Consider the following 24,419-nt stretch of genomic DNA (forward strand, 5'->3'; position numbering starts at 1 on the left):
CCCATCTTGAGTCGACCCTTCACCCAGGCTCGACCTCTTGGACGCCCTCTGGCCAGCCAACGAGCTTGATCACCAGGACTTTGAATCAGCCCTGCCCGGCAGGGAGGGAAAGAATTTGCCGTACGCATTGTCGCTCTGGCGCCCATGGAAATGCCGTCCTGTCGCCTGATAGCGATCACCCCTGCGGAACTGGTGCCCACTTGATCGCATAACCCCGAGCAGGACGCAACGGGTTGCTCGGCGCGGCCGTCCGGCGTGCACGCCAGCTGGTGACGCCGTGTCAGGGAAACTGAGGTGGGACCGACCCAGGCCAGCCCGGACCGTTGCTTCGTGATTGGCGGATCTTGGCACGCGTCGGTGACGCAGCCACCGGATACGGCGTCGGGAATCCGTCCTGTCATGGGGTGCGCGGATACGTCCGCCAGACCGGCAGTCAGGGGCGCTGATCCTCACGGAAGCACTGAACATCCACAACGTGCATGCCGGCGGCTTGGGCGGCCGGTATGCCTTCGGGTGAGTCTTCGTAGACCAGGCAGCGCGCGGGCGTAACACCGAGGCGGGTAGCGGCGTAGAGGAAGAGGCCCGGGTCGGGCTTGCCGCGAGCGGCATCCTCGCTGGTGACGATGACTTCGAACAAAGGGCGAAGGGCGGTGGTGTCGAGGCTGGCGTGGACTGCTCGGCGGGCACCGCCCGAGGCGATGGGCGCTTGCCCGCCGTCCGGTGCGGGGGCGGCGCGCTCGGCGATCAGACGCTTCTCCTCCTCCCCGAGCCGCCGAAGCCATGCCCGTCGCTGTAGTGCTCGGACCAGTCAGTACGGGTGCATCTCACAGGTCGCTCCTCCTGGGTGAAGGCGGGGTGGTTCGGCATCAGGGCAGGTCGACGGGCCCGTAGAGGGTGGCCGACTGCTGGGTCTGCAGGGCCCAGTACCGGTCGCCGAACGACCAGTGCCAGAACTCGGTCGGGTAATTGATCAAGCCCGCTGCGGACAGCGCGCCGCCCAGGATCGTGCGGTTCGCGCGTGCCTGGGTGCTGAGGCCGGGGGCGTCGGTGTAGCAGGCGCCGCCGGACTCCTCCGGGTTCGCATTGACGCGGCTGCCCATGTCCAGCTCCCGGCCGTCAGCGTCGATGAGCGTCAGGTCGGCCGCTGCGCCAGCCGAGTGCGGGGCGATGTCCGGAGGGGACACGAAGCGGCTGGCGGCCTCGCGCAGGCGCGCCGCCGTCCAGTGCGGGTTGGTGCGGGCGAGCTCGTCGCAGTACGCCTCGAAGTACGTGCGCTGGAGCGTTGGGGGCCGGTAGCCCTCGATGAACAGCAGGCACAGGCCGTCCGAAAGCAGCTCCTGGGCGCGCAGCAGGCGGGCGAGAACGTCTTCGCGTAGGTGGGTGAACGCACCGGTGTCGTCGCTTCTGCGGTCGTCGACACGCAGTCCATGGTCACGGACGTCGACCAGGGCCTCGCCGCAGTCGTGCACGGGGATGGCCGCGACCTTCGGGTCGGACATCAGCGTGATGTCGTTGATTGTCATGTGTTCCCCCAGGTGTCGAAATAGCCAGCCGCGCCAGCGCGGGGGCCTCCTCTACCTCTACCGCGTGAAGGCGCGCGAAGTCGGATTCGGGCATCAGATCCTGCCACTGGTCGAGAGGCAGGACGCGCGCCTCGTCGTGCTCGCTCGGAGCAAGGACGATGCGGTGGATCTGTTCGGTGCTCAAACGGCCGCCGTCGAAGACGAACTGCACTGTGCTGTAGGGACGCCGCGGCCGCGGGGGCCAGCAGTCGGGGCGGACCCGCAATGTTCAGGCCGGTCTCTTCCCGGCATTCGCGTACGGCTGCGTCCCAGGGCGTCTCGCCCAGGTCGAGCGCGCCGCCGATCATGTGCCAGGGGTGGGAGGGCGAGTACACGGAGTGCAGTTGCAGGGGGTGGTCGTCTTCGTCCGTGATGTAGAGGCAGACGAAGGCGACGGCCTTGGGTAAGGACTGGGCGTACTGTTCGGGCGGCACCCACGAGTAACCTCCTCCCGTGCCGGCCGACGCCGGGGCGGATGTGCTGCGCCGGGTCATCCGCATGAGCGCCGGACTCCCGCTGAAGCTGAAGTTCCGGTACAGGGGTGCGGCCTGCGGGCTGGTGTGCAGTTCGAACAGCGTGGTGTCCTCGGCGGTGAGGTGGTCCAGGAGCGCGGCGACGACGGCACGGGCGTACCCGCGACGCCGGAATGCGGGGTGCGTGACGACGAGTTGCACACGCGCGGCTCGGGCCCGGGGATAGGATGGGGCCGGGAGCACGGGGCTTACGAGGCTCAGGGTGCAGGCAGCCAGCGTGCCGTCCGGGGCGTCGATGACGAAGGCCTGCGCGTCTCCCGTGGACGTCAGGCGTGGCGCGAGGTTGTCCGTGTTCTTCGCGCTCACCATGTCTCATGAGACATGGTGTCGATCACGAGTCGAGCGCTGGACCTGGGAAGCACTGGTGCTCGCGAAGCATCAGGGAACAGTACGCGGAGCGAACGCTTCAAGTCGCGAGTCAACCTCTCGCGTGGCCGGCATGCCGCAGGCAGCGGCCTGGTGTGGCTGCTGCATTATCGACAGTAGCGACGGAACGGAACCAGAGGCATGTCCGAGATTGTTGACGAGGTCATCCCCCTGCAGGGAGGCCGCATCACTTCCGGTGTCGTTCGCATAGGTGACACGGTCCGGCGGCCAGCCTCGACTGCCTCGCCGTTCGTCGCCTCCCTGCTTGATCTGCTGGAGAGCCGAGGGTTCACGGGGGCTCCGCGATATCTCGGCCGGGATCAGGAAGGTCGGGACACCTTCAGCTATGTGCCGGGCTGGGTCCCGCCCAAGTTCCGGCCATGGACCGAAGCGCAGGTTGCTGCGGCCGGCGCCCTGGCGCGCGCGATGCATGATGCCACTCGGGGCAGTGATCTTGCCGGTCAGCATCAGGTCGTGTGCCACCACGACCTGGGGCCGAACAACGCCGTCTTTCAGGACGAGATGCCGACCGTCTTCATCGACTTTGACATGGCCGCGCCGGGCAGTCCACTGGAGGACGTCGGGTATATGTCCTGGCTGTGGTGCCTGTCGTCGAAGGCAGAGGCTCCTCCTGTGGATGTTCAGGCCACTCAGGTGCGGGTGCTAGCCGACGCCTATGGCCTGGTTGGTCCTGAGCGCGCCGTCCTCGTTGACGCGGTGTTGGAACGGCAGGCCCGTAACGTCCGTTTCTGGGCAGAGGTGCAGGCCGGCTTCCTGGCCGTCGAAGCTACGGCCCAGCAGATCTCGGATCGCATCGCCTGGTCCCGGCGCGAGCACGAACACACTGCCGAGCACCGCAAGGTGTTTGAAGACGCTCTCAAGTAGCCTCCCAAGTGGGGCCGTTGGTGGGTGCTGGCCAGCCCGGCTCACCTGAGTACCGTTGAGCACGAGACGCTGGCGCACCTGCGGATCTTCACCAATCGACCGCCGGGCCACGGCGAACCGTCGGCGGGCTCGCAGCGCGGTCGTGCGCGCATCCCGAGCAGCAGGGTAGCTATGTGGGAAGGGGAAGGTGCCTGATCCCTTCTGGCCGACGAACGCAGACATCCGCAGGGCCCCATAACTCGTCCATCACCAAGCGCTCCATGATCGTCACGCGAACAGCCTGCAAGTCCGAATGAGATGACCTCTCATGGTCCGCCCACCCACACCAACCGCGGCGTCGGTCGCCAACTCCACGACGTCATCATCGCCGGCCGCCAGCAGCAGTCATGGACCACGCTCATCTGCATCATCGATAACGACCCTGCTCACAGCGCCTACCTGTGCTGGGGCTACGAGATCCTGGGGCGGATCAAGCACGCCCCTCAATCCCCCCTGTACGACGTGATGCTTTCCGCCCGGCCTCACGCGAGGCCTGCCACACCTGAACCATCCCCAGCAGATGGCATCGTCCGAAGACGGCGGACGGGGGAGAGCAGAAGGACGATGAACCCGCCGGCTGTGGCGATGGCGGCGATGGTCATGGACGGCTTCAGGCCGATAGCGCCGACGAGTGCGCCCGCGCCCAGGGCGCTGAGGAACCGTGGGCCGAAGGTGATCCAGGTGCCGATGGACTGCTGGCGTCCCTGGTACTTCGGATCGCACGCGCTCTGGCGGACCGAGCGCTGGTTGGAGCCGTGTGCGGTGGCGCCCGCGAAGCGGCAGGTCACACATGCGCCGATGGCGATCTGCCAGAAGGTGCCGGGTCCCGCGAAGAGTACCGGCGCCAGCGCGAGCGGATGCAACGCCAGCGCGCACAGCATCAGGGGCCCGACCCCCCAGCGGGTACCGCGCGGCTCGGCAAGCCGTCGCCCGGCCAGTGCCCCCGCGACGCCGCCGACGCTCGCGCAGCCCATGACGACGGCGAGGACGACCGGCAACCAGTGCAACTGCCGCACCACGTAGATCAGGAAGAGGACGTCCCAGGCGGTCGTCGCCAGCGCCAGAGCGGTGTTGGAGAGCACGATCGGTCGAATGACCGGATGGCGGCAGGTGTAGCCGAGCCCCTCCTTGATCTCCCGCCGCAATGTGCTGTCGGCCGGGCGCGGCTCGGGGTGCGGCTCCGGGGTACGGATCTTCGCCATGCAGGCGGCGCTGATGAAGTAGGACGCGACGTCCGCGAGGATCGCCCGACTGGTGCCCAGCGCCGCGATCAGCCCGGAGGCGAGATAGCTTCCGGCGGCATCGGTGAACGAAAACAGTGCCCCCATACGGGAGTTGGCGGCGGCAAGGTTCTCGCCTCGGGCCAGCGAGGGAAGATAGCTGATTCCCGCGGTGCTGGAGACGTCGTTGACCGCCGCGAGAGCGAACCCGACGACACACAGCAGCACCAGCGACAGGGAATCGGTCAATGCCGTCACGGGCACGACGAGCAGCAGCAGGCCGCCAGCGACCTTGCCCCACCTCAGCAGCCCGAGTTTGCGGTGCCGGTCGACCAGCGCCCCGGAAAACAGCGCGGTCAGGGCCGGAGGGAACCGCTGCGCCGCGTACAGGATGCCCATCTCCATAGGTGTGGCCTTCAGCGTGAACAGGGCCAACGAGGGCAGCGCCACCGAGGTGACCGCCCCGCCCAGCACTCCCACCGCGAGTCCGTTGTTGTACAAGGAAAGATCACGGTGCACCGTCCTCTCCGCCTCGGCGGCGGCATGGGGGACGGGTACGGACGGGAGTGGTTCATCGCAGGCTGTCACGCAGTGCCTCCTGGGCTTCGTCCAGTTTCTCCAGCAGCGTCAGGGCCGCCTCGTGCCGGGCACGGGCGTAGGTCTCCAGCGACGCGGTCATCTCCTCGGGCGCGTCCAGAGGCTCGGCCAGCGGGTAGGTCGAGGCCAGCATGGCGATGCAGCCGACCACCGGAGTGGCGAGCAGGTCCTGCTCGCGTGCGTCCGGACGCGCGTCGCGGTAGGCGGCCAGGAGCCGGGCCAGGCCGGACAGCCACGCGTCCCACCCCAGCAGGAGGGAGCGCGGGTCGCAGCCGATCCTGGCGATCTCCCAGGCGGTGTAGCGGGGGTTCGGCGGCTGGAAGTCGACGATGCCGGCCACCTCCTCGCCGCGCAGCAGTACGTTCGGGGACGCCAGGTCGCCGTGCAGGACCTGCACCGTCAGCTCCGGCAGGGCCGCAAGGACCTTCGCCAGCCGCCCGAACACGGCCAGCCGCTCCCGGGCTGCCCGTGCCGCCCACTGTTCGAACCCGTCGAGACCGGGCTTGCTGCCGTAGGCGGTGACCACGCGCTCGAAGCGCGCCTGGTTGCCCGGCAGATCGCACACTCCGGCACCCGGGCCCAGCACCGGCCGGGCGGCCGGATGGTCGCCAAGACGGCGGTGCAGCAGGCCGACCGCCTCGCCGACGGCCGCCCAGCGCTTGCCGGTGAGCCCCCCTTCGGCGGTCTCCGTATCGGGCAGATAGGACCACAGGGACATCGGCACCGGCCCGCGGACCTCGACCAGGTCGCCTTCACGGGTACGCCGCAGGGCGGGTACCGCCACCCCGCCCGCACGCGTGAACTCGGCGAGTTCCACGGCCGCGCGCTCGCGATCCACACTCCGGCGGTCGCGGTAGACCTTGGCGAACCACAGGCGGCCGTCGAGGGCGGTCACCTTGTAGTTGCGGGTGTTCGTCCCGGCCGGGATCCGCGTCACCTCAGCCGGCTGGACCCGGTAAGCCACCGGCAGAGCCGCCGCAACCATGCGGCGCAGCTCCTCATCGCCGATCACCGCGGCTGCCTTTCGTACGCCGGCGCCGAGGCACTGGGCTCCCCTCCGCCGAGGCGGCCGGAAGGGACGGCGACGGCCTGCTGCCGGGTCAGCACAGCACGCACCACACCCCGGTATCGCTCGCCTGGACGCCACCCAGAGAGCGGCCTTGCCGACGAGGAGGAACTGGAATCCGGGCGCAGTCGCAGACCACGGCACTCCTGGGATGGATGTGCTCGCTCTCCCACACCTGCGGGTGCTGGAGAAGAGCGAGCGTGAGGGGTGAGGGGGCACCCGAAGTTCTCTCACCCAAGGGGGCGATGCGGGTCGGTGTGAACCGGGACGTGACAGCGGGGCAGGGAGGCGCGACATCGGCGGCGCCGGGCGGCAGCCGTGTCACGAGTCGGCGTCCGTGCCGGGCAGGGAACGCGCGGACGGGTCCGACCCGAGGGCGATGGTCATCCACGGGACGGCTTCCTCGCGGAAGGAGTGCCCGACAGGATCGGTGCCGCTGCGGTCGGCGAGGCTGAAACCGGTCACCATGATCATGTCGGAGTTGTCGGCCACGGACACCAGATGGGTGCCGCAGTCGGGGCAGAAGCCACGGTGGAGGGTCGGGTAGGTCGCGTACCACTTCGGCTCGCCCCCGGGCCCGGTCCAGATCAGGGTGTCCAAGGGGAAGCCCACCCACAGCACCGCGGGCCCCCCGGAGATCCGCGTCTCATGGATACAAGAACACAAATGAGGATCATCCGGGAGCCCCGTGACCTGGTAGGAGATCCGGCCACACTGGCAATGCCCCGTTCGAACCGGCCCCAGAGCATCCGATGCCGCTCCTGTGGCTGGCAGGGGCCGAGCGGCCATGGGCGGCGCGCCGAGGGTGGGTGATGTGTTGCTCATACAAGTCCTTGCTTCGAGATGGGCCGGGAGCGGGCTACAAGGTGGTGAGATCGCTGGCGTCGGGTAGTTCGGTGACGGGCTGCCGCGCGGCGCGGGGAATCGCGAGCCGCGCTCGGGCCTGGTGGACGGCAGCGAGCTGGTTGGCTGCCGGGAATCACGGGACCGTGCGGACGGTGGGCCGGTCAGGCGACGAGCTTGTGCGGGGAGCCCGGCGCGGGACCGAGGGAGAGCCGGGTGAAGTACTCGGTGCTGATGGTCTCGTTGCGTTCCGGTTCGGGCAGACGGGCGAGAAGGCCGGGCAGGGGCCGCGCGCGGGCGACCTCGCTGTGGTGGGCGCAGATCGCCTCCCACTTCACCGCAGCCCACGGTGAGACGTCGACGGTCGTGGTCACGTACGCGTCCGGCACCGCGAGGAGCGTCTTGCCCACGCTCTGAAGGAGCGGGCCGAGCCGGCCCACACCGGATTCCGAGTGCGTGGCCGCGTACAGCGCGGCAGGCTGCCAGGGCTCTCCGGCCTCGGGATACAGGTGCTGCAAGCCGGCGGCCTCGACGGCGAGGAGCGTGATCTGGTGGGCGCGCCGATGGTCCGGGTGCCCTGTGAGCTGGCCCAGGGCGTCGTGGCCGATCACGATGTCGGGCCGGACCTCGCGGATGTGTGCGACCAAGCGGCCGACGGCTTCGTCGAGGGGCGCGTCGATGAGGCGTACGGCGCCAGCGGGTGCCGAGGCGGGGTTGCGGGCATCGGCGTAGCCGAGCAGCCGCGGGGTGCCGGCGCCCAAGATGCTCAGGGCATCGGCGAGTTCGGGGGCTCGGTGGCTGTCGGCCGTCCAGGTGGTGGTGACGACCGCGGTGCGGACGCCTGTGGCGGCGTGCTGGGCGAGCACGCCGCCGGCGAGGAGGGATTCGTCGTCCGGGTGGGCGAATACTCCGAGCAGTGAGGGAACGGCGGTTGGTTGCGTCACGAGGGCCTCCAGGCCGGTCAGGGCGTCGGGATGGGGGTGTGGGTGAGCTCTTGGGCCCGGCGGGTGATGAGCCGGGCGAGGGTGGGGTGGACGCCGCGGGATCGTGCCTGGAGGAGCTGGGCGAGCGCGACGAGTTCGTCGGTCCGGCTGGCGTCCGTGTCCAGGACATGGGCGAACTCACGCCGGATCCGGGCGGTGGTCGCCCGCGCGGCAAGCGAATATGCGTGGAGCAGACCCAGGTCGTAGCCGACGGGGAGGCGGCCCCGGTTCTCCCAGTCGAACAAGACCAGGGACGCGAGGGTGAGGTTCGCCCCGTGCAGATCGGCGTGCTCGGTCGTCGTCTCACGGATCCGGACGGCGTCGAGGCCGAGGAAGCGGCGAAAGTTCCGGACGGCCCAGTTCTGCCGTACGAACTCCCGGTCGGTGGGTACCGTCGCGAGCGTGCCGAGAGCGGACTTCAGCTCCGCCCGCCACGAGTCGGGCAGCGCGATGCTGGGCGAGGGCGGGAGTGCCGCTGGCGGCCGGCGGGACGGGACACGTGCTCGGTGAGCTCGGCCCGGTAGGTGACGTCGGCGCGGTCCAGCCGAGAACGCCGCGAAGCCGCAGCCGCGGTACCGACCGGGGCACGTGCGTGTCCGCGGTCGCTGTCCCCTCCCACAGCCGTCCGCCCGCCTCGGCGGAGACGATGCGCAGCCAGCAGTGTCCGGCCCGGCGCCCCAGGGTGCGGCACTGCCACCCCCAGACCTCGGGACCCGACGCGGCCACCTGGAACTGCCGGGCGGCGACCGCGTGCGCGCGCCGCATCCGTTGTCGTTCACCACACTCTGTCGGTGCGACGAACACCGCCTCGCGCACTGCCCGTTCCACCGTCACACCCTCTCCGTCACGACCTCGGCCCCGGGGTGCTCAACAGGCCGGGGCGGCGGCACGTCACGCCCGGGCCAGCGGACCACCAGGCGGCAGTCATCCTTGTCCAGGACGTCACCGGCGGGCAGCGCGTCATCGGGTGTGCCGGCCGGGTGCACCGTCAGGACGGGATCGGCGTGCTCGTCGTTGTCGTCAGCGCGGACATGGCGGTTCCAGGCCCGGACCGTGGCCGCCAGCCGCTCGGCGAGCGCGGGTCCCTGCTCGCCGAAGGCGTGGACGGTCCACTCCCACTCCTTGTCCTGCGGGCTGTCGCCGTCCTTGGTCTGGACGTGGATCAGGTAGGCGAGCGAGGTGTCGCCGACGATCGCGGGGACGTCGCGGTCCTTCGCGATGCCGGTCACACCCTCGTCCGGTTCCTGGTGGGCGGCCAGGCGGCAGAAGCCGGACAGGGTGGTGGCCGCGTACAGCTGCAGGGAGCCGAAGTAGGCATTCGCTCCCATGGTCACGCCCGTGGGAACCTCGTGCCGCAGCCCGCGCAGCGCCTCCTCCAAGCCCGTCGTATCGGCGGCGGTGCCGTGCTCGAAGCGGAGCGTCAGCCCGCCGTCGAGGAGGGAGAGGACCGGGACGGTGCGGGCCTGTTGCCCTTGGTCGCGGACGAAGCCGCAGTACGTGAAGTGGCGGGCGAGCAGCACCTGGCCGCGAAGTTCGAAGGTGACCGCCCGGGTGTAGCCGCCGATCTCCAGCGGCAGGACCAGGCGGCCGCCCTCGGCCAGCTGCTCCCGCCAGGCCGGGGCGATGTCCCAGCAGTTGTAGGTGATCATGCTGGCGTCGAAGCCGCCGCGCGGTACGAGGTGGGCGGGTGAGCCGAGGGCGGCGTCGGCTTCGACGGCGGTGACGCGGCCGCTGCCGGCCTCCGTGAGGAACCGGCGGGTGCGGCGCACGACCCACGGGTCGATGTCGACGGTGACCACGCGCCCATCCGGTCCGGTGACGTGGGCGATGAGTTCGGCGTTGTAGCCGCCGGATCCCGCCTCGAACACGACCGCGCCCGGCTCCAGGCCCAGGTGCTCGATCATGTCGGCTTGAAGCCAGGCTGCGGAGACCGAACTGATGGCCGTCCCGGTCTCGTCGCGTCGGGTGATGACGGCCCGGTCGCCGCCGTTGTACGCGGTCAGGAGGTTCGCCTCTGGGGCGAAGCGGTGCCGGGGCACGGCCCGCAGCGCCTCCTGGACCGGTGCGGAGGGGGCCCAGCCGCCGTCGATGACCATCTGGGTCATCAACGCGCGCAGCCTGGCAGCTTCGGCCGGTTCCCCCGGCACGGGCGGCTGGTCGGCGGCGATGGGGTAGGAGGTCGTCGGCGGCAGGCCGGGAAGGATGCCGGGCCACACGGCATCGATCGCGAGAGCGGCTGGGGCGAACACGTCCCCGACGAAGGCGAGAGCGTGGAGGTCGAAGAACTCCCATCGGTCGAACAGCTTCGGTTCCGGGTTGGCCAGAGTGCCTGTCCAGGCGGTGATGCGGACGACGGCCGTGAGCCGCGGGACCCCGTGGCTGTCGTCGACCAGCATCGTCACCACGTGCGCGTCGGTCGGATCGGCGACCAGCCCGGTCTCCTCGGCGAGTTCGCGCACCGCGGCGGCGGCGAAGCCCTCCGGGCCGGTGGTTTTGCCGCCGGGCAGTTCGAGCATGCCGCGCCGGGAGCGGCCCAGCAGGACCCGGCCGGCGGCGTCGGTGACGACGGCGAGGGCGCCGGTCAGGGCGTGGCCGGTGGTCGGCCGTTTCTCAACGGCCCGGGTGTCGAGGTGGCACGGTCCGCGCAGGACCAGAAAGGCCAGACCGTTCGTGTCCAGCCGCTCCACCGTTTCCCAGTTTGCACCGAGCAGCGTGATCTCGTCCTCGTCCAGAGCGATCCCGCGCCGCTCTTTCGGCGTGTTCTCGACGACCGGGGTGATGACGACGAGTGCGCCGCCGTCGCGCAGCCGCTCGCCCAGCCCGTGAACGGTCCGGCTTCGGTCCTTCACGAACGGGTACACCAGCCGCAGCGTGATCAGGTCGTACCCCTCCTCGTGCAGCGGCGCCGGGTCGTCGCGCTCGATGTCCAGCTGCAGCCAGCGCACGCCCTCGATGCTGGCGTGCTCCTCGCGGGCCCGGGCGATCGCGCTGTCCGCGAAGTCGACGGCGTCCACGGTGTAGCCCACCCTGGCCAGGTGGGCGGCCACCTCCCCGGTCCCGCAGCCCACATCCAGGGCCCGGCCCCCGCCCTCGGGAACCGGGGCGTGCTCGGCAAGGAGCTGCTGTTCGCGCTCACCGAGCCGACGCCACCCCTTCCCCTCGCCGTAATGCTGCTCCCACTCGTCGCGGGCTGTGTACGTCAACGTGCTGCTCCTCGTGGTGGGCGGGGCGGGAGTCAGGGGCGCTGTACGGCGCGCAGCCGGGCCAGGGTGCGCAGGCCGCACTCCACCAGCTCGGGATCACCGTGGGCGGTGCCGTAGGAGATGCTGGAGACGGCATCGAGGACGGACAGGACCGTGAGCTGGGCCTCTTCTTCCGGGCTGAAGGGGCGGCCGTAGCCGTCCATCACGGCCTGGAAGAGGTCGGGCCGGCCGTGCCAGGCGTCGGAGAGCCGTACGAAGTCCCGCACGGCCGGGCCTTCTTCCGACCGTTCGAAGTCGATGACGTAGAGGGCGCCGGCGGTCTCGTCCCAGCGCAGATTGCGGAGCTGGAAGTCACCGTGCGTGGGCACCGTCTTCAAGGGGGCCAGGTCGGCAGCCCTCTTGGCGGTGGCGCGAATGAACTTCTCGTCGCCGGGCGCGAGATGAGGCAGCGTTCCGGCGAGGTGGCGCTCCAGCTTTCCCAGCGGCAGGGTGCCGGCGGTGGGCCGGGGTGGGGCGCTGTGGTGGATGGCCGCCGCGAGTTGCCCGATGCGGTGGAAGATGCGGCGCTGCTGCTCGGGCGGGTGGACGGCGCCGTGCAGGGTTCGGCCACCCACCGCGGTGAGCACGAAGGCCCGCAGCGTGGGGTCGGCGGCCACCAGCCGGGGCGCGGCCGCCCCGAGGCCGGAAACCCAGCTGCGGAGGGCTTCCACTTCACGTTGGTGGAAGCGGTCGTTCTGGTGGATCTTGACGTACCACTCGCCGCCCTCGGCGCAGGCCGCCCGCCACACACGGCTCTCCTCCCGCGCCCAGGACACGTCCGTCCACGCGGTGATCCGCCCGACCGCCCGCTCGGCGAACGCGCGCACCGCCTGCTCCGGGACCGCGCCACGCGCGGCGGGTTCGGGGACCAGGACCAGCCGGTCGACGGCTCGGTCGTAGGCGATCGGGTCGTCGGACTCCTGGAAGTGCACGGCCATCCGCACGTCGGCCCGGTAGGCATCCAACCCGGCCCGGCAGTACGCCACCATCGGCTCCGGCAGGGCGTCGAACGAGAACCACCCCATGGCGTCGCACACCCAGGGCTCCATGACCTGCGGGGTGCCGCGCCAGCGCCTCACCTCGAAGAACACCCCGATCCGGGCGCCGCCGCCAGGAGAGCGATGGTGCACGGTGACAGCCGCCCGGACATCGGCCCGGTCGATGACGACACCGGACTCCTCCCGGGCCTCGCGCACCAGAGCGGTGACCATGTCCTCCCACGGGCCGTCCAAGTGCCCGGACACGAGATGCCAGTGTCCCGGCGCGTACACGTTCCCGGCCCGCCGGGACAGCAGCACCTCAGGGCCCGCTGCGCCGTCGCGTACGGCGATCAGGTGGACGTCGAGCGGCTCGGTGTGCCGCTGGGTGCCGCTCACGCGTCACCGCCGGGGCGGCGCGCGAGCAGCACGGTGAACACCGCGTCCTCCTTCAGGACACCGTCGCCAGCATGCTCCTGAAGCAGGTGGAGAGCAGCTGCCTCGAACTCGTGATGGCGGCCGGAGAACAGGGCGGGGCGGGCGAAGCTGGTGGTGCGCAGGTAACCGAGGACGTCCTCGGGCGCCCAGGCGCGGGAGACGGGGAAACTGTGCTCGGTCACCTCGCTGAACGCCGAGTCGACCAGGTCGTCCTCGTAGGAGCGGCCCGGCCCGGCGTACGTGCCGCGGGTGCCCGCGCGCCGGTCTTCGCCGAGGTAGCTCTGGATCAGCTCCCGAAGGGCGGCCGTCCACTCGGCCCGGTGGGTCCAGAGGCTGCCGTCGCCCATGATCGCCACGACGGCATGCGGTGCGGCCACCCGGTCGGCCATGGACAGGACCTCCGGGCGGGACATCCAGTGGAAGGACCGGGAGCAGGTGATCAGGGTGGGCGCCCGGCCGGGCACGGCGGAAACGAAGGTGTGGGCGGCGCTGGTGAAGACGTCGACCGTGCACGCTCCGCGGACCGGTTCGAGCGCGGCGCGGGCCGCCTCCAGCATGGACTCGTTCACGTCGACCAGGTCGATGTGCGCCATGCGCTGCAGGACGGGCAGCAGCGCGAGGGGCACCTGGCCGGTGCCGGTCCCCAGGTCCAGCAGGACGGGGGCGGGCACGCCGTGCTGGGTGGAGGCCAGGAGGTGGACCGCGGTGTCCGGAAGGCCGGGACGGTAGCGGGCATAGTCGGAGGCCTCGGGCCCGAACAGGGCATCGTCCGAAACCGCTGCAGAGGCAGGTTGGTCGAGGCGGGTCATCGTTCATCTCCAGTCTCGCCAGGGGAAAGCTGCCAGGTCAGTGCACCGTTCGGGCTTGCGGCCCACTGGATGCCGTCGGCTTCGAAGTGGATCCGGAAGACGTTCGGTGCACCGGCCGCCCGCCACCGACCGGCGACATCCTGGATCTCCGCCCAGATGTCCCGGGGCCCAGAAGTCGTCACGTCCCACCGGCGGTAGCCGGCCTCTTTCACGCGCACCCACGACCCGCACTCGGGTGCGCCGACCGTGAGATCCTCAGCGCCGAAGTGGCGAACCAGCCCCGGGTGGAGGTGATCCAGGGCCAGCCACAGGCCGCGGGCCGCGTCCTGCGGCGGCGAGAGTCGGCTGCGCTGCGTGCGCCCTCCGCCTGGGGTGATCGTTGCGAGGAACGCGGCGGACAGGAACAGCCGGTCGAAGCCGGCACCGGCGCGGTGCCCGAACTCGACCGCGCGCAACTCCGCCTCCACGTCCCCGTCCTCCCTTCTTTCGATCACCGCCAGGCCCGGCCACGACGGCGAAGACGTCCCCAACGTCATCAGCGCGCGGCCGCCGGGCGCCAGCTGCTCCACCAGCGCGTTCGGTACGCGGCGGACGGCGAAGGAGACGAACGTCCGGTCGTACGGACCCGCGTCGGCCCACCCGGCAGTGCCGTCCCCCGCCGCCGCCGGCCGGTAGCCGAGGGCGGACAACCGCTCGCGGGCAGCAGCGGTGACGTGCGGGTCGATGTCGAGGGTGACCACGCCCTCGTCGCCGCACACGAAGCACACCACCGCCGCGGTCACCCCCGCGCCGGTCCCGACGTCCAGCACCCGCTGACCGAGCCGCAGGTCCAGCTGCTGCAGCAGGCCGGCGGTCAGGGCCATCGTGCTCGACATGACGGTCATCACGCCCCCGCGGCGCGGCCCGGGAACGCGGCCGAGGATCGGCTCGCCTCCGTGCTGGATCGCGACGCTGTCCCCGCTGTGCAGCCGCTCCAGCAGTTCCTCCCGGTCGGCCGGACGGGAGAAGTCGAGCAGATCCCAGCACGGTGGCATCTCGTCGGGGGCGCTGCGCCGCACGTACGCCTGGGGCATCAGGACCTGGCGCGGCAGCGCGAGCAGTGCCTCACACACCGGTCCGGGGCCGAGCTCTCCGCTCTCCTCGAGCCGGGCGGCCATCGCCACCCGGGCCGCCACAGCCTCGGAGGTGTCGGCAGCGGACTGCGCCGGAAGGAGGGGCGTGGCGGGCACGGTGTCGTCGGTCAGCACGGTGCACTCCAGGGGATCGGGTGGTGCGGCAGCGGGAGTCGCCGCCGAGTTCGGCATCTCGTTCACGGCGCAACACCTCCCAGTGAGCGGTCGTGCCGCGCGTCGTCCGTGCACGCTGGAGTGGGCACAGACGGAAGGGACGTCGGGCTGCGACAGCAGAGCGGCAGCGGGCGGGCCCGGCATCTACCGCAGGGCCCGGATCGGGGAGCAGGCGAGGACGACGAGCGGGACCAGCAGTAGAAGGGTTCCGGCGGTCAGGACGGGCCGGACACCGATCCACACGCCCAGCGCGCTGCCGAGGAACGCAGCCACGGGCCGGGCGCCGGACGTCAGCCAGGTGCTCGTGGTGACGATCTGACGGATCGATCGCTGGGTGGTGCTTGCGGCACCGGCGCAGGCGAGCTGCACAAAGAGCGTCGCCCCGATCGTGACCTGCCAGGCAAGACCGGGAGAGGCGAGCAGCAGCGGGAGCTTGGTCAGCGGGGTGATTCCGAGCGCGGCCAGCATCATCGGCCCCGGGCCGTACCGGCGGGCATTCCCGCAGCACGTGCGTCGGCGCGGCCTGGGCCCGTCGGTCGGGTCCGCGACCGGCGGGTGTGCTCACCCTGCTCACCAGCCCAGCTGCGAATAGGGGCGGCCTTCGGAGATCGCGGTGATGGCCGTGCGGGTGTAGGAAACGATCCGGTCCGGGAGTTCATGCCGCGGCCACCACTGCCAGGTCAGACACTTGTCGGGCTCGCGAACCTCGGGGGTGCCCTCCCACCGGTGAGCCCGAAAGACGAGCTGCATCAGGGGCAGGTTGCCCGGAGCGTCGACGACGTGGACGACGTGCGCGAGCTCCACATCCGCGGGGTCGATGAGCAGTCCTGCTTCCTCCCATGCCTCGCGGACCAGGCACGCGAGGGCGGACTCCTGCTCGCACCGCCCGGCCAGGTAGTGCCAGGTGTCGCCCGCGTACTTCGACTCGGGGTGACGCAGGCCGAGAAGCACCCGGCCCTCGGTGTCTTCGAGATGGAGGTGGACCCCCACGCCGTTCAGTACGGTCCGGCTGCCCCCGTCCCACACGGGAGGAGCTGCGGCCGACCCGGTGTCTGGGGGGTTCTCGGCGGCGTGCCGGCGAATCAGGTCCCGGGTGGCGGGGCTCAGACGCAGCCGGTCCAGGTCGTCGGGCGCGAACCAGCGCAGCAGCACACCCTCGTGCAGCGCGAGACGGTCGGGGTTGCCGCGCCACCGGCCGGCGAAGACCCGGACTGGGACGCTGAGGCCGTCGATGCTGGTGGCGGCCTCCACGGCATAGGGCTTCAAGTCCTCGAGGCGGAGGTCGGGTACCTCCTCGGACAGCTCCCGCAGCAGGGTGCCCTCAAGGCACTGGTCGTCGGGCGTGCGGCCGCCGCCGAGAAGGGCGAACGCCCCCGACTGCCAGATGACGCCGGGCTTGTGGTCGCGCAGATGAAGCAGGTAGCGGCCCGTACCGTCGTGAACCAGCGCGGAGGCGTTCACCGGCTCCGGCTGCCCGTCCAGCTGCCCCTGGAGGAGTTTCGCGCGCAGCGTGGGCGAGGTGACTTCCCGCATGGCCAGCCACCAGGCACCGGACACCTCCTCGTTCTGCAGCGTGATCGCAGGCGGCTCCTCACCGGCGAGGTGAAACACGTAGCGGAAGTCGTAGTGCCGGTGGGCTGGTTCGCCCTTGGTCGGGCCGGCGTCGATATCGATCGGAGAGCCGAGCATCTGCGGGGTCAGACACAGGGCGCCCGGCGTGATCCCGGCCTTCTCCGACACCTCGCGCAGCGCCGCGGCGAGCAGCGTCCGGTCCTCAGGCTCGATGTGGCCGCCGGGGGGCAGCATGAGTCCGCCGGTGGACCGGTGTTGGATGTGCAGGACCCGGCCCCAGCGGTCGATGACGACGGCGCTGCATGTGACGTGGCCGGGCAGCGTCGTACGGGCGGTCACGTCGACGGGCCGGTCCAGGGCGGCGAGCAGCCCGGCCAGGGCGTCACGCTCGTCAGGATGACGACCGAGGTACGCCTCGACGGTCTTGCGAATCGCGGAAGTGCTGAGTGGCATGGTGGCGTCTCGCCTTCGACGTGGGGCGGTTCGGGGGCCGGGCTGCGGAACTCGCGCCGATGGGTCAGCTCGCCCTCTCGTGGTCCGGCGGCCGGGCGTCGCAGGAGCCGGCCACCGCCTTCGACGGGTTCCCGGCCCACCGCTGCCTCGTTCGATGGACGGCAATGAGTTCCCCCTCGTGGACGTGGTCGTGGTGTCGCCGTGCTCAACGACGCCGCACCGATTTCGAACACCTGCGCTTTCGGACGGGTTGCGCACCCTGGATTTGAGCGGATTTTCGAAGATGCGTGCTGCACCGACCCTTGCCGCGCAAGAGCACACGCCGGTGGCGGATTGGCCGAAACGCCGACGCTCAGGCAACTGCGTCTGCCAGACGGACATCCGTGGCCTGCTCGTCAAAGGCTTGGGCTGGGCGGCGGCGCGCTGCGCGGTCAGCAAGACCGCCGCGAGAGTGCTGGCTTCGGTGATCCGGCCATCGCCGCATATCACTACCGCCTCCTCCAACGCGACCCAGCGCAGCTCCATGCCGGCCTCGCTCGCGTCCCGGCGGTGCTCACCGGTGCTCAGGTCCCAGGCGAGGTAAAGGTGTTCGCGCCAGCCGGGTGAAGTACTGGGTCGGCGCGGCCGGGCTGGTCACGGACGGGCGGCACGTCTCATCGCAGGGACTCCGCGCCGGTGCGGCGACCGAACTGGCCCCGAACGAAGCCACAGACGAGTAGTTGGAGCGGGCCTGCCGGTGGCGTCCGGGCTACCGCGTCCCGCGCGAGGTGTACGTCCGCCCCGCCCAGGCGGAGAAGAACGACCTCGTCGCCAAGGTCCCCGTGCACAAGGCCGAAGAGACGGGCGACTAGCGCAGAGGGTCGCGCATCTTCGACGCGAGGAGGGGAGAGTCGGTGAACTCGCGGTCGAGGATTGCGTGCACGACCGAGTCTCTCCACTGCCCGGCCCTCAGCACGTGCTCGCGGATGGTGTCCTCTTCGACCATGCCCGCTGCCGCCATGGTGCGTGCAGATCCCTCGTTGAGCGGGGAACGCGCACCCCAGATGCGGTGCAGGCCGAGTCCCTTGAAGCCGAGGGCGAGCAGCAGCCGGACCGTCTCCACGCCGTACCCGTGCCCCCACACGTCCGGGCGCAGCGCGAAGCCCATGGTGGCTCCGCGCTGCTGGTGGGGGTCAAGGGCCAGACGGCCGAATCCGATCAGCTCGTCCGTCTGCTGCTCGATGACGGCACGCCGCCGTACAACAGGCGCGCGCCGAGGACCCTGCCGAATCAGCGGGCTTCGCGGATCATCACAGTTAGGAGCGGTGAGGCCGGTGACGGCTGGCTCTGCCCGAGGTCTCGGTACCCCCATGACCGGTAGAGCCGGTGGACCTTCCCGTCGCCGGCCGCCGGGTTCACCATGAGCGTCACGTACGACTCGTCGCGTGCGGCGAGAAACGCATCGTGCATACGGCGCGCGGTCCCGGTCCCCCGCCACTCGTCCCGTACGCCTATCTCCTTGAGCGCCACGGCCGGACGGCTGGTGTACTCCTCCGCTGGCTCGGGGGCAGTACGCTGCCAATACCGGTCGCCGCGCTCGATCCTGTTGCCGTAGGCGTAGCCGACCGGGTGCCTGTCGGCATACGCGAGAACGGCCACGAACCCCGGCTCTGCACCGTGCCGGTCCAGCCGCTCTCCGAATGCCGTCACGGCGTAGTTCGGCAGGTGGAGCAGCGGTGCGCGCACCGCGGCGTATACGTCGATCACGTCGCCGCGGACGGCTCCCAGGTCGGTGACGGTGCGGAGTTCGATTGTGGGTGCCGTGGTCATGCGGTGGCCCTCCAGGCGTCGCGGGTGTACTCGGTCCAGGTCTGCGCGGTGGAGCTGCGAGGCGCTCGCGCGCGTAACGCGGCGCCGAACTCTTGCAGCATGCGGGAGACGCGGGCGTGTTGGGTAGCGGCGTCGGCGGGCACTCGCATGGCCGTGGCGGTCGCGGCCTCGAAGTCGCCCTGTGCGAGCTGAGCGTGCGCGAGACGCGTGGTTGTAATGGCGTGCGAGCGGAGCATGTGGGGGCGCAGGGTGGTCAGACACCGGTGCGCATGGGACTCCGCGGCCGGGTAGTCGCCGAGGGCGAGGAACGCGGACAGTGCGAGAGAGTTCAGCTCGGCCTCGTCGTAGAAGGCGAGCAGCCACACCGGCCGGTGGGCGTCCGGGTCGATACGGTCCAAGGCGTCCTCCGCCTGGTCGAGGGCGCGGCGGGTGCCGGTGTGGTCGTGGGCCGTGCCGTGGATGGCTGCTTGGCGGGCCAGGCCCAGAGAGGCGAACATCGGATCCCGGCGTGTGATGTGCAGGCCGCGCGCGACGTCGTTCGCGGCGAACGCTTCGGTGGGGCGGCCGATGTGCCGGTACATCGCCCCTGCGTGGCTCCAGATGCGGAACTTGATTGCCTGGTCACCGGACATCTCGGCAAGGGCCTGGGCCTCGCGCATGTGGACTTTCGCATCGGCGTAGCGGCGGCCGTCGATCGCCGCCCACATCGCGGAGGACCGGAAGGCGGCAGCGCACCCGTAGAGGCTGCTGCGTACGCGCTGGGTGGCACTGCCGGCAGCTTGAAGGTTCAGGGCCTCCTCGGCAAGTATGGCTGCGTGCTGCTCGATGCCGAGCTGGCCGCCGTACCGGTGGTCGCTCGCGATGACCTCGGCGAAGCGCTGCTGTAGGCGGTCGACGTCGCTCATGCCGATGCGTCGAGTTCCTGTGGTGCCGGGGGCAGCGGCCGCTGCTGCGGCAGCAGCGACAGCGATTCCGCCTACGAGAGTGCGGCGCTTCATTTCGGGGTCCTCCTGCGGTGCGGCTGGGGCGGACGGAGCCCGACCCCGTGGCACGAACCCTAAAGCGGTGGCGGGTAAGCCGCTAACAGTCTCAAGTGCCCTGCGTGTGGCGGATTTAGGCCATCGGACCCGACCGGCTTTCCAGTCCCTGATGGAGGAGCCGTCCAGCCCGCCGGTCCGGCCAGTGAGCTGTTCAAGGGCCCTGTTAACCGCTTCTGCCAGGCTGTTGGAGCTGTGTCCGTGCTCATCCATCCACGCTTCAAGGGCCTCATTGCGCGTGGCATCCATGCACGCAGAGTAGTGGGTTGGTGTCCACGCGTACAGGTAAAGAAGAGGTCAAATCACCCTAGGACGTACCGCTGGAAAGCCGCTTGATCGCCCTAACCAGCCCTCTGCACACGGGAGTTACCTGGACACAGGCCAGTCGCCACGCAACAGAACCAGCGATGACGCGGCCCGTCTCGCCGACCGAAGCGCCCGACCAAGCCCAGAACATGGGAGTCCCCCGTGAAACCGCGCGCCATCGAACCCGCAGCCCCAGCGGACCCCCCGCTCGGGGGCGCCACCGTCACCGTGCTGCGCCCGGCCGGCACCGCGACCGCGCTCCTGCGGCTCCCCGCAGAACAGGCCCCGTTCCAGTGGAGCACCCGCCTGGTCGCCGACCTCGGAGCGGGCCCGAACGCCCGGCTGCGCGCCCGGCCCCGCCTCACCGTGTGCGGGTGGCCCGGCAACATCGACGCCGCCGCCCGCGTCGCCGGGCACCTGGCCGGCAACGCCGCCCAGCACGGGCGGCCCTTCACCGACGGCAAAGTCGTCCTCCGGCTGATCGCCCACCCCGGTACGGGCGAACTGCTCATCGAGGTCGACGACGCGCGCCCCGACTTCCCGGACTTCGACCAGGTCGCGAACCCGAGCCACGAGCCCAGGCCCGGCCCCACCGGTCTGTGGTGGGCGGCCCACTACCGCGGAACCGTCTCGTGGGACGTGAAGCAGGACGATGACGGCGTGGATGTCGGGAAAACCGTGCAGGCCATCCTTCCCGCAACCTGGGACGGCTCCGCATGAGGCACACACCCCTTCCCCAGCGCGCGGCACGGCTCCGCGGAATGCCGGAACGCGTCGACTTCGCGGCACGTGACCTGGACGTCGCTCCCGAAGAGGTCGCACCGGACATGGGCACCCTCGCCGCACGGGTGCGGAACCTGATGGACCTCCAACAGGGCAGGCGGAGCCGATTACCGTTAGGCGGCCAGTTCTTCGACGCCGTCGTGACGGCCGCCGGCCCCGAGGCCTACGCGGTCGTGGACCTCATGGATGAAGTCCAGCGGCTCCGCGGCGCCCGCTCGGACGCCCCTGCCTGCGGCCCCGTGATCGCGGACCCGGAGCGGGGCTGGTTCATATGGCTCGTCCCCCCGGGCACGCACGCCGTCTGGGACAACGCCCACGGTGTGTGCCGGGGCGCCCCCTACGAACTCACCCTGCCCTCCATGCGGCAGACCGCCGCCCCAGGCCCGCACTGGGTGCGCCCGTGCCGTGGTGACCGCCTGGTGCCGCGCTGGCCCCTGGCGGATCTCCTCGACCGGTTCCAGCCGGGCCCCGTTCCCGCGGAGGAAGACCTCCGCGAGGCCTTCGGCGCCATCTCCTGATCCCCGCGTGCGGGGGCGGCGTACGCCCCAGTCCCGCCACCGCACGCGGTCCACTCCCTGCCGCCGGGCAACTGACCTGGCTCCCCCGGCGGCAGGGGCCCAACCGCGAGGGGGAACGACATGCGCGAGCTCGTTGCCACACCGTTCGGTGAACACCGCCTCGTGCTGCGGCGCGGCAGCCCGAAGGCCGTACAGCTCCCCCACGCCAAGTTCGCGGAGCTGTACGCGCTGAGCAGCGTGCCCGGGTGGCTCGTCGCCGCGGCGGCCGCCCAGTGGCAGATGGACCTCTCGGGCCGGGCCCTCGACGACGTCCTCCTGCTGCGCGAGCCGGGGCCGTACGCGTTCAGCCGGGCGACGTGGGAGATCAACCTCGGCTGTGACTACGACTGCGAGATGTGCTACCTCGGCGAGAAGCGTTTCGAGGGCCTGGACATGGACGGGAAGCGGACCCTGCTGACCGTGATGCGGGACGCCGGGGTGATCTGGCTCCAGATCACGGGCGGGGAGCCGCTGATCGATCCGGACTTCCCCGAGTCCTACCGGCTCGCCAACGAGCTGGGCATGCAAGTCGAGATCCTGTCCAACGGGTCCCAGTTACGCAGGGACAGGGTCTTGGACGTGCTCCGCGCCTACCCGCCGACGAAGCTGACACTGAGCGTGTACGGGGCGACGGCCGACACGTACGACGCGGTGACCCGCCGGCGGGGCGGCTTCGACCGTTTCCGGGCGGGCGTGCACCGGGCGATCGACGCCGGGCTGAACCTGGATCTGAGCCTGATCATCGTGCGGACCAACGCGCACGAGGCCGACGCCATGCGGGCCTGGGCCCGGGAACTCGGCCTGCGGTCCCGCGAGTACGCCAACATCTCCCCGACGATCGAGGGCGGCGCGGAAACCCTGCCGTCCCAGGCCCCCCAGTACCTCACCAACCGGGAGCCGTTCACCGGCTGCCCGGCGGGCGTGACCTTCTTCCACGCTGACCCGTTCGGCCGGGTCTCGATCTGCAAGGTGGGCCGGGAGCCGAACATCGACCTGACCGCCGAAGGCGTGCCAGGCCTTGCCCGACTCGGCCGGATCGCCGAGTCCCTCATGCTTCGCACCGGAGGATGCAGTGGCTGCAAACTCTCGGCCACCTGCCGCGTGTGCCGCCCGATGGCGCGCGTCTTCCAGGCTGCGGAGGCACCACTCGTGAACTACTGCCAACACGGAATGAGGTAGTCATGACCGCTGTCATGATCGAGATTACGGCCCCGCCGGAGCCCGTCGTCACGGACCCCGATGGCGTGGTCCTGGTCGACGACGTCGACACGCTGGCCGCTGGCACTACCGCCGGATGCGGCGACGACAACCCTTACCAGTAGCTCGACCAGGTGGGGCCGCGCATCACGTGCGGCCCCACCGCCCCGTACATCTGGAGACTTCATGCCCACCCCGCGTATCACCGAGCTGCCGGACACGGCGCGAGCACTGATCGAGAAGGCCAGCGGCCCGATCATCGACCTCGGGACCGTGCACACCGGTCTCAACAGCTCCATCGCCGCCGTCGTCCGGACCCGTAGGGGCACCCTGTTCGTCAAGGGTCTGCCGCTCGATCACCCCCGCGTCTGGACACAGGAGCGCGAGGCGGACATCGCCGTTCACGTCCACAGCATCGCCCCACGGTTGTGCTGGCACGTCGAGGCCGACGGCTGGAGCCTCCTCGGCTTCGAGCACGTCGAGGGCGGGCACGCCGACTACACGCCCGGCTCCTCCGACCTGCCCGCCGTGTCGGCGTCCATGGCGCGGCTCACCGAACTACGGGCTCCCGGCGTCGAGTTGAAGACGATGCCGGACCGGTTCAGGCAGTACGTCGACGACCCCGCCGAACTGGAATGGTTCGAGGGCCACAGCCTGCTCCACACCGAGTGGAACCCGCACAACGTCCTCATCGCGGACGACGGTGCTGTGTTCGTCGACTGGGCGTGGGCGTCGACCGGCGCCGCGTGGATCGACCCGGCGCTCTGGCTGCTGTGGCTGATCGCCCACGGCCACACCCCGGAAGCCGCCGAGAGCGTGGCCTCCGCACACCCGGCGTGGAAGACCGCCCCGCCTGAAGGACTCGACACCCTTGCCCGAGTCCAACAGCGCCTGTGGGACTCCATCGCCGAACAGAGCCCGGATGAATGGGCGCAGCCGATGCAGGCCGCAGCAAGGGTCTGGAACATGCACCGGCAACACCAGCAGTGACCCCGATACGGCCCCGCTCGTCCGCTCCCCCCGAGGCGGACGGGCGGGGCCTTCTGCTGTCTTGAAGCGCCTGGCGGGGGTGTAGCTGAAGGGCGAGGTGTAACGGATCTCGATCGTCTTCGCCTGCTTGGCAGTCAGCTTCCGCAGCCGCTTCAGTTCCTCGTCCCGGTCGTCGGCGGCCCGCACGGCACCGGGTCCCGATCCGTTGTCCTGGCTGGCGCGGGCCTTCTTCACCCAGCCTCGCAGGACTCCGAGCTGACCCCGAGTTCCCGAGCGACCTCGGTCACCGTCCGGCCCGACGACCGCACGAGCTCGATCGCGTCCCACTTGTACTCGCCCGAGTACCGATTCGTGTACTTGCTTCCCACCTGGCACTACTCCCTCTGGGCTCTCACGTCCCAGTGTCCATGATCAAGGGGAAGCTTCAGTTCGGTGCCTTCCCCTGCAGACTTGGAATGGCTGCCGTGGAGGGCTGTGGCGGGATCAGGACACCGAGCAACGCGATGCAAGCCGAAACCGGCCGTGAGGAAGTCCGGGCCCGGGATCTCCAGCAGCTGCTGTGTCGACAACCGCTAGGTGACTGTGAGTCCGGGCCGACAAGGAACGGCCCGCTTCTAATGGATCTTCTGCTGCTCCAGCCATTTGAAGACCTCGGCCCTCTTGTACAGGACCTTGGAGTTCCTGCTTCGGCCGAACTTGTAGCCCTTCAAGCCCAGTTTCGATGCCTCCCTATAGACCCAGCTCGTGGACATATTGAGCATCGCAGCGACCTCATACTGACCTTCAAAGCGTGGTGTCGTGGGGGCTGACGGTCCATGATCCCTGCGGTACGCCAAGTGCATGAGGTATGCGCAAGGGGGTGGCCTGAC

At 70.4% G+C, this 24,419-nt stretch carries 26 protein-coding genes and 1 pseudogene; 8 read left to right on the forward strand and 19 right to left on the reverse strand.

Features of this window, described 5'->3' with window-relative positions; all coding sequences use genetic code 11:
* Positions 1–433: 433 nt before the first annotated feature.
* Genes ACIQ7M_RS40300 through ACIQ7M_RS40310 form a run of 3 tightly spaced genes read right to left on the reverse strand, consistent with a single transcriptional unit; the run spans position 434 to position 2,404 of the window.
* On the reverse strand, positions 434–808 hold the full coding sequence (locus ACIQ7M_RS40300) for an HAD family hydrolase (RefSeq protein ID WP_403654021.1): 375 nt from the start codon (positions 806–808) through the stop codon (positions 434–436).
* Between the two features lie 58 nt (positions 809–866).
* Positions 867–1,523 carry a M15 family metallopeptidase gene (locus ACIQ7M_RS40305; RefSeq protein WP_403653957.1) on the reverse strand — a complete coding sequence of 219 codons (657 nt, stop codon included), beginning with the start codon at positions 1,521–1,523 and terminating at the stop codon, positions 867–869.
* Positions 1,520–2,404: a GNAT family N-acetyltransferase gene (locus ACIQ7M_RS40310; protein WP_403653960.1), complete on the reverse strand. Its 885-nt coding sequence runs from the start codon at positions 2,402–2,404 to the stop codon at positions 1,520–1,522. Before ACIQ7M_RS40310 ends, ACIQ7M_RS40305 begins: the two co-directional genes overlap by 4 nt.
* Before the next feature lie 198 nt (positions 2,405–2,602).
* Here ACIQ7M_RS40310 and ACIQ7M_RS40315 point away from each other — a divergent pair, with 198 nt between their 5' ends.
* On the forward strand, positions 2,603–3,346 hold the full coding sequence (locus tag ACIQ7M_RS40315; protein ID WP_403653963.1) for a phosphotransferase family protein: 744 nt from the start codon (positions 2,603–2,605) through the stop codon (positions 3,344–3,346).
* A 521-nt stretch (positions 3,347–3,867) separates the two neighbouring features.
* On the opposite strand, the gene ACIQ7M_RS40320 is transcribed toward ACIQ7M_RS40315, so the two are convergent.
* The 11 genes from ACIQ7M_RS40320 to ACIQ7M_RS40370 all read right to left on the reverse strand — a co-directional run bounded on the left by ACIQ7M_RS40320 (position 3,868) and on the right by ACIQ7M_RS40370 (position 16,871).
* On the reverse strand, positions 3,868–5,193 hold the full coding sequence (locus ACIQ7M_RS40320) for an MFS transporter (RefSeq protein ID WP_403653966.1): 1,326 nt from the start codon (positions 5,191–5,193) through the stop codon (positions 3,868–3,870).
* On the reverse strand, positions 5,177–6,187 hold the full coding sequence (locus ACIQ7M_RS40325) for a phosphotransferase enzyme family protein (protein WP_403653969.1): 1,011 nt from the start codon (positions 6,185–6,187) through the stop codon (positions 5,177–5,179). The genes ACIQ7M_RS40320 and ACIQ7M_RS40325 overlap by 17 nt, the downstream gene beginning before the upstream one ends.
* Positions 6,188–6,589: 402 nt before the next feature.
* Positions 6,590–7,093 (reverse strand): GFA family protein, encoded by a 504-nt coding sequence (locus tag ACIQ7M_RS40330; protein ID WP_403653972.1) that lies wholly within the window; start codon positions 7,091–7,093, stop codon positions 6,590–6,592.
* A 182-nt stretch (positions 7,094–7,275) separates the two neighbouring features.
* Entirely contained in the window at positions 7,276–8,055 is a 780-nt protein-coding gene (locus tag ACIQ7M_RS40335) for a PIG-L deacetylase family protein (RefSeq protein ID WP_403653975.1), read from the reverse strand.
* Positions 8,056–8,072: 17 nt separating this feature from the next.
* Positions 8,073–8,339, reverse strand: coding sequence for a hypothetical protein (locus ACIQ7M_RS40340; protein ID WP_403653977.1), 267 nt, complete (start codon positions 8,337–8,339; stop codon positions 8,073–8,075).
* A gap of 585 nt (positions 8,340–8,924) precedes the next feature.
* Positions 8,925–11,297 carry a methyltransferase, FxLD system gene (fxlM, locus tag ACIQ7M_RS40345; protein WP_403653979.1) on the reverse strand — a complete coding sequence of 791 codons (2,373 nt, stop codon included), beginning with the start codon at positions 11,295–11,297 and terminating at the stop codon, positions 8,925–8,927.
* A 32-nt stretch (positions 11,298–11,329) separates the two neighbouring features.
* Positions 11,330–12,712: a phosphotransferase gene (locus tag ACIQ7M_RS40350; RefSeq protein WP_403653981.1), complete on the reverse strand. Its 1,383-nt coding sequence runs from the start codon at positions 12,710–12,712 to the stop codon at positions 11,330–11,332.
* Positions 12,709–13,560: a class I SAM-dependent methyltransferase gene (locus tag ACIQ7M_RS40355; protein WP_403653983.1), complete on the reverse strand. Its 852-nt coding sequence runs from the start codon at positions 13,558–13,560 to the stop codon at positions 12,709–12,711. The genes ACIQ7M_RS40350 and ACIQ7M_RS40355 overlap by 4 nt, the downstream gene beginning before the upstream one ends.
* Complete coding sequence (locus tag ACIQ7M_RS40360; RefSeq protein WP_403654024.1) at positions 13,557–14,864, reverse strand: protein-L-isoaspartate O-methyltransferase; 1,308 nt, start codon at positions 14,862–14,864, stop codon at positions 13,557–13,559. The genes ACIQ7M_RS40355 and ACIQ7M_RS40360 overlap by 4 nt, the downstream gene beginning before the upstream one ends.
* Before the next feature lie 126 nt (positions 14,865–14,990).
* Entirely contained in the window at positions 14,991–15,317 is a 327-nt protein-coding gene (locus ACIQ7M_RS40365) for a hypothetical protein (protein WP_403653986.1), read from the reverse strand.
* Between the two features lie 99 nt (positions 15,318–15,416).
* A complete protein-coding gene (locus ACIQ7M_RS40370; protein ID WP_403653989.1) occupies positions 15,417–16,871 on the reverse strand; it encodes an NUDIX hydrolase in 1,455 nt (484 codons plus the stop codon).
* A 154-nt stretch (positions 16,872–17,025) separates the two neighbouring features.
* On the opposite strand from ACIQ7M_RS40370, the gene ACIQ7M_RS40375 reads away from it, so the two are divergent.
* Together ACIQ7M_RS40375 and ACIQ7M_RS40380 are read left to right on the forward strand one after the other, a co-directional pair.
* Positions 17,026–17,454 carry a hypothetical protein gene (locus tag ACIQ7M_RS40375; protein ID WP_403653992.1) on the forward strand — a complete coding sequence of 143 codons (429 nt, stop codon included), beginning with the start codon at positions 17,026–17,028 and terminating at the stop codon, positions 17,452–17,454.
* Between the two features lie 136 nt (positions 17,455–17,590).
* Positions 17,591–17,722, forward strand: a complete 132-nt coding sequence (locus ACIQ7M_RS40380; RefSeq protein ID WP_403653995.1) for a hypothetical protein — start codon at positions 17,591–17,593, stop codon at positions 17,720–17,722.
* On the opposite strand, the pseudogene ACIQ7M_RS40385 reads toward ACIQ7M_RS40380, so the two are convergent.
* The 3 genes and pseudogenes from ACIQ7M_RS40385 to ACIQ7M_RS40395 form a co-directional block, all read right to left on the reverse strand.
* Positions 17,719–18,099, reverse strand: a pseudogene (locus ACIQ7M_RS40385) (GNAT family N-acetyltransferase); the annotation flags it as partial. The gene ACIQ7M_RS40380 and the pseudogene ACIQ7M_RS40385 overlap by 4 nt on opposite strands.
* 41 nt (positions 18,100–18,140) lie before the next feature.
* Positions 18,141–18,680, reverse strand: a complete 540-nt coding sequence (locus ACIQ7M_RS40390; RefSeq protein ID WP_403653998.1) for a GNAT family N-acetyltransferase — start codon at positions 18,678–18,680, stop codon at positions 18,141–18,143.
* Positions 18,677–19,966: an XRE family transcriptional regulator gene (locus ACIQ7M_RS40395; RefSeq protein ID WP_403654001.1), complete on the reverse strand. Its 1,290-nt coding sequence runs from the start codon at positions 19,964–19,966 to the stop codon at positions 18,677–18,679. Before ACIQ7M_RS40395 ends, ACIQ7M_RS40390 begins: the two co-directional genes overlap by 4 nt.
* A 219-nt stretch (positions 19,967–20,185) precedes the next feature.
* On the opposite strand from ACIQ7M_RS40395, the gene ACIQ7M_RS40400 reads away from it, so the two are divergent.
* The 5 genes from ACIQ7M_RS40400 (at position 20,186) to ACIQ7M_RS40420 (ending at position 23,550) form a co-directional block, all read left to right on the forward strand.
* The gene (locus ACIQ7M_RS40400) at positions 20,186–20,743 is read left to right on the forward strand and encodes a hypothetical protein (RefSeq protein ID WP_403654004.1); all 558 of its coding nucleotides are present in this window, start codon (positions 20,186–20,188) and stop codon (positions 20,741–20,743) included.
* Positions 20,740–21,324 carry a hypothetical protein gene (locus tag ACIQ7M_RS40405; protein WP_403654007.1) on the forward strand — a complete coding sequence of 195 codons (585 nt, stop codon included), beginning with the start codon at positions 20,740–20,742 and terminating at the stop codon, positions 21,322–21,324. The genes ACIQ7M_RS40400 and ACIQ7M_RS40405 overlap by 4 nt, the downstream gene beginning before the upstream one ends.
* Positions 21,325–21,444: 120 nt before the next feature.
* The gene (locus ACIQ7M_RS40410) at positions 21,445–22,542 is read left to right on the forward strand and encodes a radical SAM protein (protein WP_403654010.1); all 1,098 of its coding nucleotides are present in this window, start codon (positions 21,445–21,447) and stop codon (positions 22,540–22,542) included.
* A gap of 14 nt (positions 22,543–22,556) precedes the next feature.
* The gene (locus tag ACIQ7M_RS40415; protein ID WP_403654013.1) at positions 22,557–22,685 is read left to right on the forward strand and encodes a hypothetical protein; all 129 of its coding nucleotides are present in this window, start codon (positions 22,557–22,559) and stop codon (positions 22,683–22,685) included.
* Between the two features lie 61 nt (positions 22,686–22,746).
* Complete coding sequence (locus ACIQ7M_RS40420; protein WP_403654016.1) at positions 22,747–23,550, forward strand: aminoglycoside phosphotransferase; 804 nt, start codon at positions 22,747–22,749, stop codon at positions 23,548–23,550.
* 230 nt (positions 23,551–23,780) lie between these two features.
* Here ACIQ7M_RS40420 and ACIQ7M_RS40425 read toward each other — a convergent pair whose 3' ends face one another.
* Positions 23,781–23,918 (reverse strand): transposase, encoded by a 138-nt coding sequence (locus ACIQ7M_RS40425; RefSeq protein ID WP_403654019.1) that lies wholly within the window; start codon positions 23,916–23,918, stop codon positions 23,781–23,783.
* 246 nt (positions 23,919–24,164) lie between these two features.
* On the reverse strand, positions 24,165–24,392 hold the full coding sequence (locus tag ACIQ7M_RS40430) for a helix-turn-helix domain-containing protein (RefSeq protein WP_403654025.1): 228 nt from the start codon (positions 24,390–24,392) through the stop codon (positions 24,165–24,167).
* Positions 24,393–24,419: the final 27 nt, after the last annotated feature.

The sequence above is a fragment of the Streptomyces sp. NPDC096324 genome (assembly GCF_044763015.1).
Taxonomy (GTDB): Bacteria; Actinomycetota; Actinomycetes; order Streptomycetales; family Streptomycetaceae; genus Streptomyces.

Bases quoted from the DNA above. Each gene is read 5' to 3' on its own strand.
- ACIQ7M_RS40305 (WP_403653957.1), bottom strand. From the start codon at position 1,523: ATGACAATCAACGACATCACGCTGATGTCCGACCCGAAGGTCGCGGCC.
- ACIQ7M_RS40310 (WP_403653960.1), bottom strand. From the start codon at position 2,404: ATGGTGAGCGCGAAGAACACGGACAACCTCGCGCCACGCCTGACGTCC.
- ACIQ7M_RS40315 (WP_403653963.1), top strand. From the start codon at position 2,603: ATGTCCGAGATTGTTGACGAGGTCATCCCCCTGCAGGGAGGCCGCATC.
- ACIQ7M_RS40325 (WP_403653969.1), bottom strand. From the start codon at position 6,187: ATGGTTGCGGCGGCTCTGCCGGTGGCTTACCGGGTCCAGCCGGCTGAG.
- ACIQ7M_RS40330 (WP_403653972.1), bottom strand. From the start codon at position 7,093: ATGAGCAACACATCACCCACCCTCGGCGCGCCGCCCATGGCCGCTCGG.
- ACIQ7M_RS40355 (WP_403653983.1), bottom strand. From the start codon at position 13,560: ATGACCCGCCTCGACCAACCTGCCTCTGCAGCGGTTTCGGACGATGCC.
- ACIQ7M_RS40360 (WP_403654024.1), bottom strand. From the start codon at position 14,864: ATGCCGAACTCGGCGGCGACTCCCGCTGCCGCACCACCCGATCCCCTG.
- ACIQ7M_RS40365 (WP_403653986.1), bottom strand. From the start codon at position 15,317: ATGATGCTGGCCGCGCTCGGAATCACCCCGCTGACCAAGCTCCCGCTG.
- ACIQ7M_RS40370 (WP_403653989.1), bottom strand. From the start codon at position 16,871: ATGCCACTCAGCACTTCCGCGATTCGCAAGACCGTCGAGGCGTACCTC.
- ACIQ7M_RS40375 (WP_403653992.1), top strand. From the start codon at position 17,026: ATGGACGGCAATGAGTTCCCCCTCGTGGACGTGGTCGTGGTGTCGCCG.
- ACIQ7M_RS40390 (WP_403653998.1), bottom strand. From the start codon at position 18,680: ATGACCACGGCACCCACAATCGAACTCCGCACCGTCACCGACCTGGGA.
- ACIQ7M_RS40395 (WP_403654001.1), bottom strand. From the start codon at position 19,966: ATGGATGCCACGCGCAATGAGGCCCTTGAAGCGTGGATGGATGAGCAC.
- ACIQ7M_RS40405 (WP_403654007.1), top strand. From the start codon at position 20,740: ATGAGGCACACACCCCTTCCCCAGCGCGCGGCACGGCTCCGCGGAATG.
- ACIQ7M_RS40410 (WP_403654010.1), top strand. From the start codon at position 21,445: ATGCGCGAGCTCGTTGCCACACCGTTCGGTGAACACCGCCTCGTGCTG.
- ACIQ7M_RS40415 (WP_403654013.1), top strand. From the start codon at position 22,557: ATGATCGAGATTACGGCCCCGCCGGAGCCCGTCGTCACGGACCCCGAT.
- ACIQ7M_RS40420 (WP_403654016.1), top strand. From the start codon at position 22,747: ATGCCCACCCCGCGTATCACCGAGCTGCCGGACACGGCGCGAGCACTG.
- ACIQ7M_RS40430 (WP_403654025.1), bottom strand. From the start codon at position 24,392: ATGCACTTGGCGTACCGCAGGGATCATGGACCGTCAGCCCCCACGACA.